General features: G+C 38.7%; 14 protein-coding genes and 1 pseudogene. 5 read left to right on the plus strand and 10 right to left on the minus strand.

Going from position 1 to position 8,495, the window contains the following annotated elements:
* Positions 1-92: 92 nt before the first annotated feature.
* The 5 genes from LC653_RS43270 to LC653_RS43285 all read right to left on the minus strand — a co-directional run bounded on the left by LC653_RS43270 (position 93) and on the right by LC653_RS43285 (position 2,566).
* Positions 93-689, minus strand: coding sequence for an effector-associated domain EAD1-containing protein (locus LC653_RS43270; RefSeq protein WP_229501424.1), 597 nt, complete (start codon positions 687-689; stop codon positions 93-95).
* A 9-nt stretch (positions 690-698) separates the two neighbouring features.
* A complete protein-coding gene (locus LC653_RS43275) occupies positions 699-1,565 on the minus strand; it encodes a toll/interleukin-1 receptor domain-containing protein (protein WP_229501425.1) in 867 nt (288 codons plus the stop codon).
* A 289-nt stretch (positions 1,566-1,854) separates the two neighbouring features.
* Positions 1,855-2,025, minus strand: a complete 171-nt coding sequence (locus tag LC653_RS47710) for an effector-associated domain EAD1-containing protein (RefSeq protein ID WP_372478301.1) — start codon at positions 2,023-2,025, stop codon at positions 1,855-1,857.
* Positions 2,009-2,137 carry an effector-associated domain EAD1-containing protein gene (locus LC653_RS46635; protein WP_267923432.1) on the minus strand — a complete coding sequence of 43 codons (129 nt, stop codon included), beginning with the start codon at positions 2,135-2,137 and terminating at the stop codon, positions 2,009-2,011. The genes LC653_RS47710 and LC653_RS46635 overlap by 17 nt, the downstream gene beginning before the upstream one ends.
* A gap of 261 nt (positions 2,138-2,398) precedes the next feature.
* Positions 2,399-2,566: a plasmid partition protein ParG gene (locus tag LC653_RS43285; protein WP_229501426.1), complete on the minus strand. Its 168-nt coding sequence runs from the start codon at positions 2,564-2,566 to the stop codon at positions 2,399-2,401.
* A gap of 332 nt (positions 2,567-2,898) precedes the next feature.
* Between LC653_RS43285 and LC653_RS43290 the strand changes: the two genes are divergently transcribed.
* A complete protein-coding gene (locus LC653_RS43290; protein WP_229501435.1) occupies positions 2,899-3,039 on the plus strand; it encodes a hypothetical protein in 141 nt (46 codons plus the stop codon).
* Positions 3,040-3,499: 460 nt separating this feature from the next.
* Positions 3,500-3,739, plus strand: coding sequence for a hypothetical protein (locus LC653_RS43295; protein ID WP_229501427.1), 240 nt, complete (start codon positions 3,500-3,502; stop codon positions 3,737-3,739).
* A 123-nt stretch (positions 3,740-3,862) separates the two neighbouring features.
* Here the strand turns inward: LC653_RS43295 and LC653_RS46640 are convergent, their stop codons facing one another.
* From LC653_RS46640 to LC653_RS43315, 5 genes are all read right to left on the minus strand, one after another.
* Complete coding sequence (locus LC653_RS46640; RefSeq protein ID WP_267923433.1) at positions 3,863-3,997, minus strand: hypothetical protein; 135 nt, start codon at positions 3,995-3,997, stop codon at positions 3,863-3,865.
* Positions 3,994-4,131 carry a hypothetical protein gene (locus LC653_RS43300; RefSeq protein ID WP_229501428.1) on the minus strand — a complete coding sequence of 46 codons (138 nt, stop codon included), beginning with the start codon at positions 4,129-4,131 and terminating at the stop codon, positions 3,994-3,996. The genes LC653_RS46640 and LC653_RS43300 overlap by 4 nt, the downstream gene beginning before the upstream one ends.
* A 61-nt stretch (positions 4,132-4,192) precedes the next feature.
* The gene (locus LC653_RS43305) at positions 4,193-4,897 is read right to left on the minus strand and encodes a class I SAM-dependent methyltransferase (RefSeq protein WP_229501429.1); all 705 of its coding nucleotides are present in this window, start codon (positions 4,895-4,897) and stop codon (positions 4,193-4,195) included.
* 36 nt (positions 4,898-4,933) lie between these two features.
* Positions 4,934-5,080 carry a hypothetical protein gene (locus LC653_RS43310; protein WP_229501430.1) on the minus strand — a complete coding sequence of 49 codons (147 nt, stop codon included), beginning with the start codon at positions 5,078-5,080 and terminating at the stop codon, positions 4,934-4,936.
* 690 nt (positions 5,081-5,770) lie between these two features.
* The gene (locus tag LC653_RS43315) at positions 5,771-6,529 is read right to left on the minus strand and encodes a PEP-CTERM sorting domain-containing protein (RefSeq protein WP_229501431.1); all 759 of its coding nucleotides are present in this window, start codon (positions 6,527-6,529) and stop codon (positions 5,771-5,773) included.
* A 534-nt stretch (positions 6,530-7,063) separates the two neighbouring features.
* Between LC653_RS43315 and LC653_RS43320 the strand changes: the two genes are divergently transcribed.
* The 3 genes and pseudogenes from LC653_RS43320 to LC653_RS43330 form a co-directional block, all read left to right on the plus strand.
* Entirely contained in the window at positions 7,064-7,279 is a 216-nt protein-coding gene (locus tag LC653_RS43320) for a DNA cytosine methyltransferase (protein WP_229501432.1), read from the plus strand.
* Positions 7,280-7,380: 101 nt separating this feature from the next.
* The gene (locus LC653_RS43325) at positions 7,381-7,710 is read left to right on the plus strand and encodes an Eco29kI family restriction endonuclease (RefSeq protein ID WP_229501433.1); all 330 of its coding nucleotides are present in this window, start codon (positions 7,381-7,383) and stop codon (positions 7,708-7,710) included.
* 74 nt (positions 7,711-7,784) lie between these two features.
* Positions 7,785-8,105: pseudogene (locus LC653_RS43330) on the plus strand (IS982 family transposase); the annotation flags it as partial.
* Positions 8,106-8,495 lie beyond the last annotated feature (390 nt).

The raw sequence follows: 8,495 nt of genomic DNA on the forward strand, positions 1-8,495 counted from the left end.
AGCACGGGTCAGATTGCTGGGGTATGCTTTACTCATGTTGCTCTCTCAGTGCTGTCTACTATCTATTCACAGCGTATACTGAGAGAGCTTTTTTACCATCTCTCCGACTTTTCAAACAGCCTCTTAACGAGCAGTAAGCGATCGTCTGGCTTCTCACTTGGTGAAAATCGCATCATCTGATCGAAAACCAAAAGTTCTGAGTTTTGAAACACTCCTAATAAACGTATGATTACTATGAAGGTAGTTAGACTTACGCTTGTTAGGAATGTATTACGGAGGCGGCGCAAAGGAATGCGCTGATGCCATAATATTTTTGTAGTGGGGGGTGCTGGTAAGTCAGGTCGATTATTTGTATCTCGTTCATCATATAATGGCTTTTCTAAAAAGAGACTTGGCAGTAGTTTTTGTGTAATTGTTTTTAAATCTTTATTGTTAGTATTTCCCTGATATGCTGCCTCAATAAGTTCTTTTTCTTCACTGTGAGATATCGCCCAATCAATCCAATTAGAAACTTTCACATCAAGCGTTTCTCCACCAGCAACCACATCCGGATTTTTTTTGAAATAATCACGGATCATTGTTGTTAATTTAGGTATGGTAGGATAAGCGCTAATAATAGCTTTGTTTAATTCTGTTCGATGGTCAGACAGATTTATATCTGGTTCGTTTGTTCCACTTGGCTGACTCATTTTTTTAGATCAATTTAAGGGGTTTTTCATTTTCTCAACTACTTTACGGATTCCTTGGGTAACATCTAAAAAAGCTGCATCAAGATTGTCCCAAGTAGTTATAGGTTTGCCATCTTCTGGCAAAACTTTGAGCTTTTTAAATGGTGTTCCGGCCCAATCGGCTGGACGAAGGATAATTGGGATGACGCAAGCTTCTCCAGCTTCATGTCGCTCCATCGCTCGTTTCATTTCAATATCAAAACAGTATTCAGAAGCAATAAAATCGGCACTAATCAGCAGTAGAATTATTTGTGCGGAATTTAGATGACCATCAATTTCTCTTGCCCATTCAGAGCCAGCATTAATATCACGATCATGCCAAGTACTAATTACATGCTCCCGTTTTAAACTACTCAGATGATTTGCTAACTTATCTCGCAGTTCTTTATCTCTATGAGAGTATGAAAAGAAAACTTCAAAACTACTGTAGTTATTTATAAATTCCTTTTTATTAATTACTATTCCTTGAATAAAACTTGAGCTATTTGGTATTAGTTTTTGTGCAATTGCTTTTAATTTTTTATTATTACTATTTCCTTGATATGCTGCTTCAACAAGCTCTTGTTCTAGACTTTGAGCGATCGCCCAATCAATCCAATTAGAAACCTTCACATCAAGCGTCTCTCCTCCAGCAACTACATCCGGATTTTCTTTGAAATGATCGCGGATCATTATTTTTAACCCGCTGATGGTAGGATAGGCACTAATAATGGCAGAGCCTAACTCTTTACGATATTCAGATAGATCCATGTTTATTTTGCCTTTTTCACTTTCCTGACTCGGTGAGAGAATTTCCAACTGACATACGGATACTGTTTGTTCGATGACTCGCTTCAAAAAGCTAATATCCCGAAAATCTGGTTCAGATTGAAATAAACCCTCCAATTGTAATTTTTTCTCTGACCCTAACCATTGGATATCGGAACCCATATCATTTGCATACAGGGTGGCAGGATTAAATAATTCGTAATTCGTAATTCGTAATTCGTAATTCGTAATGGGCAACTCTTAGAGACGCTAAATGCGAACGCCCCGCAACGCTTTCGTAAATTTTGTTTTGTAATGGGGATTTAACCCCAACACAAAACAAAATTTTTATTGAACCGGGGGACTTAAACCCACGGAACTAGTTAATAGTAAATCTCTGCTGAATGATAGTTTTATAAAAACTTTGTAATTTTTCATTATCGGGGTTTGTATTGTAAGCAGCAATAAGTAAGCTTTCTAGTTGTCCTCTTGAATTAGCCCATTTAATTAAAAACAACTTCAGTAAGATATTTTTACCCAGCGATCGCATTGAGGTTTTCCTCTAACTCAAAACTGACCATTCTTTTTAAATCAGCTTCATTAGGATAAGCAATAATTATCGCTAGGAGTAGTTCTTGGCGCTGAAGACCAGTTAGTTGCATGGCTACCTTTCTTTATCCATAACAGCTTCCCATTTTAAGTAACTAGTACACTCTGGCGGAAGTTTGCCTACCTTTAACAAGTTGCTGTGAGCAACTTGTTAAGCCCCAAGTCTTGTTAATTGAGATCGTAGCTGGATTTTTGCCGTGCTGTACTAGTTTCAAAAGGCAGGCTGAAAGATACTTTTTTAATTTTGCTAGGATTAGCATTTAACCATGAATTTATCGCAAGTCCTATTAGGTCATCAATACTACCAGTAAACTCTAATTTACGGCAGTTTCTTTTCTCCGTACCTGAGCAGATGATTGCACTTCATTGGTTTTTAGCCATAGCTCAATCATCTCCACCACAACTTGACTCATCTTGCGCCCTTGTAAAGCGCAAGCAGCATGAAAGCGTTTCTTTAGGTCGTCTGTAATACTAATATGCATAGCTGCTACAGAGAATGGTTTAATGAATGGTACTATTTACAATCTGTACAAAGCTACAAATGCACAGAAACTGATTCCAGAAAATCTTACCACTTCGGCTAGATATTTGATAGTTTTTAGCATACTCATTAAAACAGATACACACTATTGATAAAAGGCACTACCTTAACTCGACTTTATCCATTTTTTAGCAACTCTCAAGCTGACGCTGAAACCTTTGTGGGACGGTAGCTTTACTTTTTTAGCTTCATCGATAATCTGTGACTGTCCAGTTAATTTCCGTACTCCATACCGTTTTGATAACTGTGACCCTCTACTGGTGTATGCTATTTATGTTAGTTGGGCGCTTGGTTGCGATCGCTCCTTTAGGGGGTTATTTAGAACATCGACGTAATACACCCATTGGTATTCAGGTACTGTGGCGGGGCTGGTTAAAATTGCACAACCTGTGTGAGGGTTGGCAGCGATCTTGAGAGACTTAAGGAGAAAAGTCAAAATGAGGTATATGGTCAACTTACCACTAACAAGTTACAAAGCGAGAAATGGAGATTCCGCCAAAATTCCAGAACTAACGTATTAATAAATCTTATTGGAACTTTTTCAGTGCAAGGGATGGTAAACAGCAGGTGTTATCAAGGGAAACATTGCAACTGCTAAAGAATGAGAAATCTTGCAATAATGACAGTGAGTACCAGAGTCAGATAAAACGGATATACGGAAAAGGAGAGGCTGGAGGAAAATAACAAATTGACTACATTCATGCCTTTTGGCGGCTTCAAGACGAAGAGTTTATCAGTTCCAACTTCGCCAGAGTGCAAGTCTTTAACGAAATTGTTATATATTTCACGGAAGTTTCTCTCTTGACCTAAGTAGTAAGAATCCAGTAGAAAGAAAAGTACTATTGGTATTAAAGATATCCAAGCATAATTAGGCTTGTTCTTATCAGCAATTACCACGAGAATTGCTGAAACTAAAGAAATACACCAAGTTTTGCAGTTAGCGCTGTTAGATGCCATCCGCGCAATACAAGGTATTAACCCTTTTAGTCAATATACTTTCACAAATTCAAAGGGCAGTACCATAACTTATCCTGTGTATAGTTGGGTTTATGATAATGGTCGGAACAATATTGGCACATGCATTGAGCAAGCTGCTAAAGCAGCAGCAAGGTAATTATAAACTACATTACGCAGGTCTCTTCTTGACTAAAGTTTAGGCTGAGTGAAAAGAAACGACCCGACAGGACTGAGTTGAGAACATTCTGCTTGAGTCAGTTTTGATTATTGTCCTATAAACTTACAACAGCATCAACACATTCGCTAGTACAACAATCTGCCGCGCTAACAGTTGCTTCACTTTGTTAACTGAGCCTACCGCAACTGGTGGATAACTTAGTGCAGATTTGTGGAGGTACAGCCTCAAAACCATCATTTTCTCATCCCCAACACCACCAAAATCTCCCTCACTGCCGCCTTCTCCCGCTCCATCTCCTGAACTCGATTCAGTAAGTGCTTTGGGATATACTTCGACGACTTGACCAAGCGATCGCCTTTTGTAAAACCCACATTCCGCACTTCAGAATGCAATACATTAATGTTTCAATTAATATTACCAATAATAAAAATATTACCTAGTATTAATACTGAGAGCAGTTGGTAGGCGCTCAAAGACAAAAATAATTGAAATCGGTTTGTTCGTCTTGGGATCACACGGCTCATATAAATTTAGCAATCGGTAATTCAAAGCATGAAAATCGTTGATCCATGATTCGAGTGTTCTGAAATACCAAGGAGTAGGGTGAAATGGCTTATCCGAAACTGTTTGCCATGAAGTTTCGCGCCATCCATTGGAGTATGTAGAGTCACTGCAAGCAATTATCGGATGAAGTGTTTGAATTATTATTTTGCTTTTGTCTTCTAACAGGCTATGACCTGCCTTGGCGATCTCATCAAGAGCGGATTCGCCTAGAATTGAAAAGTTGCAGATGAAGCAAGAGAAATAGTTAATAGTGCTAAATCTTTGTGATGCAAGATCCGAGTAGGAACAGACAACAAAACGATAATCACCACTATGCCTTGCTGCGTCGATGAGATCGGCACAAAAATCAACACCCCAGCCATCAATTCCTAAAGAAAAAAGCTGTCGAGACAACCATCCCTTACCGCATCCAATATCTAAGAATGTTCTTGGATTAAGTTGGCTTACTGCTTTGACTATAGCGGCATCTGTGGCGATCGCACGACAATAAATTTGTTTATTACGAATTGCTTGTGTCCATAACAAAGCATTCATTTGCCATGAGTCAAGGATTCGTTTTTCATTCTCGTCCATAGAATGCTCGGTCATGTTGAATGGCGATCGCTCTATTTAACACATAATTCCCCAACCCGTACTCGACTCATTCGACTCACTATTTTCAAACAGAGAACGCAATTGTGCATTATCCAACTGAGCGATTTGTGAACTGAGCTTGAAGTACCTCTGACTTCTAATTTCTATATGCTTCTGAGCCATTTTCCCCCGTCCAGCCACAGCATTGTCCCTACTACTAGTATGGGGGGAGTTTCGTTGAGTTCAATTACAGCTTCTCGATTAGAAAGTGCTTCGTCGCCAGCTTTCCAAGAAGGTCAGCATTAATAAACCCACAGGCGATCGCTCCAGCAGTATAACTTTGACTCGAAAATAATTTTTTGTTAGATGCAAGGGATTTATGAATAAAAATAAAACTCTCTTGGGTTGATGAAACCCCTCGCTAGCGAAAACACTCCTTCAATTACCTTTATCCAGTCAAGGCGTTATCACAGATTTTCATCGAAGTTACCTATAAGCTTTGAAGACTGACGATTTTAGTCACTAAAACTTTGTGTTTTGAGCAATTGATAGTGGTCAATACCGTTGCAACTAAAGTCACTGCAACTAATACTAGTAGTAAATAAGTCACGTACCTTTATGGTTGTAACCTAGTAGTTGATATAGAACAAGCTAGTACTAACACCATAATTGCTTTTGTGAAAGGATAAAAACTTTTCTCAGGTAGATTGTGAATTCATCCTTGTGGAAGAGAGCTATTTGTTCTAATAGTGCTTTTACAGCGATCGCTCTTACGGGGCGTAGTCCATCGCCTTCCCAATCGATTCTCCTTTTATTGCCGAAAGTCCTCAAAAAAATTAAGGAGTATTACATCAAGTTCATACTCCTTATTGTCTAATGATTTTTCTTTTTTAAGGTTAAACTTGCACCTATAAATCCTAATATTATACCCAAAATCGATTCAGGTTCTGGAATTTGAGTTGCGTTTAATTTCACATTATCGAAATTAATTTCTATACCATCGCTCTGTAAAATATTTAGCAATCGTATTTCTAATTGTTTCCCTAAGTTTGGGTTATTAGCTGAAGTAAGATACGAAATACTAGAGGTAACAAAAGCTCCTTCTGTTATGCTCAGGTTATTATAATCTTGAGTAAGTAAAGTTCCTCCAGCTAATAATTGAATAGCATAGCCAGGGAAACCATTTAAAGTGGTGAAACCATTCACAGGTGGAATATTGGCGATTTCAACCTGTAAGGTATATTTGGTATTCGCTGTCAATAGACTGGTAAGTGTTTGTGATATTCCCACAGCACCACTTCCAGGCGGATAAGTGAGGTAAACATATCCAACATTATTACCTTCTGGAGCTTCGTTAAAATAAACGTCTGCTGTAGGATTGTATACACCATAAATTGGCTCACCACCACCTATACTGGCAGATGTCAGGTTAGATGGATCATATAATGTCCAGCCAGGTAACACATTAATAGTAAAGTCTCCTTCTCCTATTATTGGTTCTTCAAAACCTGCATTAGCTATACTTAAACTTGCTGCATTTGCTGTAGAAGTTTTAGTGATAGCTACAATATTTATAGATGCACAGATAGCAGCAATATAAGCAATTTTTGTAGAGATTTTTTTGGAAATCATGATTTAAGTTGTAGATAGGATGAGAAATAATTTAGTAAGTAGTCAGTAAAATTTTATTTTCTAACTACTAAATTCGCAAAAATAAAAATTTACGTAATCCTTCGTTCTTCTAATTATTATATGCTAACACTGCCTGAAAAATTAATTATTAAATTTGCAACATATTTTGGTATAATCTTTAATAAATTTAAATTAACTGAACTTTAGATTAAACATCAGGTCTTAACAGTAACTTCATCTAAACATTGAGAATTCTAGTGGTTTATGTCATTTCTTAGTTAAACTCACTAATTGTTGATGTTCATCTTGAGTCAGGTTAACAGTATATTTAACTAGCGTTTTTGCAATCTGCAATTACCTCTGCTTGCTTATTTGGGGTTGGAGAGCGCAAGCACCAATTCAAACTTGAAAATACTGCTGTAAAATCGGGTACAAAGAAGCAGCGATCGCCTCAAACTTATCACCATCTAGATAGGGACTAGAAATTTCCTCCCCTTAAGTGATGACCTTGATTATCGCGTTACCTTCAGACTGTTGAATGCAGCAGACTATGGCGTACCGCAAAAGCGGGAGCGGGTTTTTATTGTTGGCTTTCGCTCTGATTTAGAGGCAAACTGGTCTTTCCCTGAACCAACACATACCGAAGAAGCGCTTATTTGGCATAAGTGGATTACTGGTGAATATTGGGAACGCCACGCCATAGATAGCAAAGAACGCCCTCTGGTTTACTGTCAGGGATGCGATCGCTGATTTACCACCGCCCGAAAACACCGATGTGACAGTAGAAATTCAAAATCACGTTTACATTCCAGGAGCGAGAAGTTATCCAGGACATACTGGTAGTTTTTTGGATGAACCAGCCAAAACTGGTTGCTTGGGGAGAAGCAATACTTATAAGACATTTCCAACCTGTTTGGTGCAGTATTATCTCTGGTTTTGGTATCCATGCCCCTGGTAAAGGACGAGGAGCACAGATGCGTTCGATGTGGGATGAAATCCATCCAGGACGGTTGTTTGCTGAACAGTTACCACCTAATTTGGTCACTATAGCCAATTTGCAACCACGGGTAACACTGCCAGAATATGTGTGCGCGTTTGGGATGCCCAACGGAGGCGTCGGAAGATGCAGAATGAAAGGATGGCAGAAATACTCCAGTAACATTAATAACCCAAGTTGCTAGTTATAGATTCAAGCGATCGCATGGGGTAAGTTAAGCAATAAAATCCCCTCCAGAGAAAAAAGTAGGAGGGGAAAATGCTTAATGAAATAATTACCATCTATGCTATCACCGACGACTTGTTAAAAGCGATGCCTGCGGCGGGCTGCGCCTACGGACACGATGAAGATTGTCGTCGTGGGATGAGCGATGCTGAAATTATTACAACTGCAGTAATTGCAGCAATGTTCTTTAATGGTAATCATCATAAGGCTTGTACCTATATGAAAGACCATAAATTGATACCAGATATGTTAGAAAAATCACGATTTAATCGACGATTACACAATGTTTCAATGCTAATCAACGATTTATTTCATCAAATAGGAATGATACTAAAAGAAAGCAGTGATTGTACTTACTGAAGCTGCAAGCATTCATTCTTGCATTTACCCTTCAACAAGCATTCATTAAATGAGTTAAATGTAATACTAAAACCTGGTTCAGCACTTGTACTTTCGATTTCGCTAAAGTGGTGGAAGCGCGTCGCGCTTCCACCACTAGGAAGTGCGCGACCGCATTCAGTAGTAAATTTGTATTCCATAACCCGCAACTTGGGTTATTAGACATTGAGGGTGTTGTTTTCAGTTTAGATGCTCTACATTGCCAAAAAAAACTTGTAATATTATGTCCGCTTGATTACTTATTAAACCCGAAGAACCCCACCCCCAACCCCTAAGAGCTTGCGGGGAGGGGAGACAAAGCACAGCTTTGGCGGGGTGGGGTTCTTTTATTATGGGTAATTTGGC

It is taken from the genome of Nostoc mirabile CHAB5784 (assembly GCF_020829645.1).
GTDB lineage: Bacteria > Cyanobacteriota > Cyanobacteriia > Cyanobacteriales > Nostocaceae > Nostoc > Nostoc mirabile.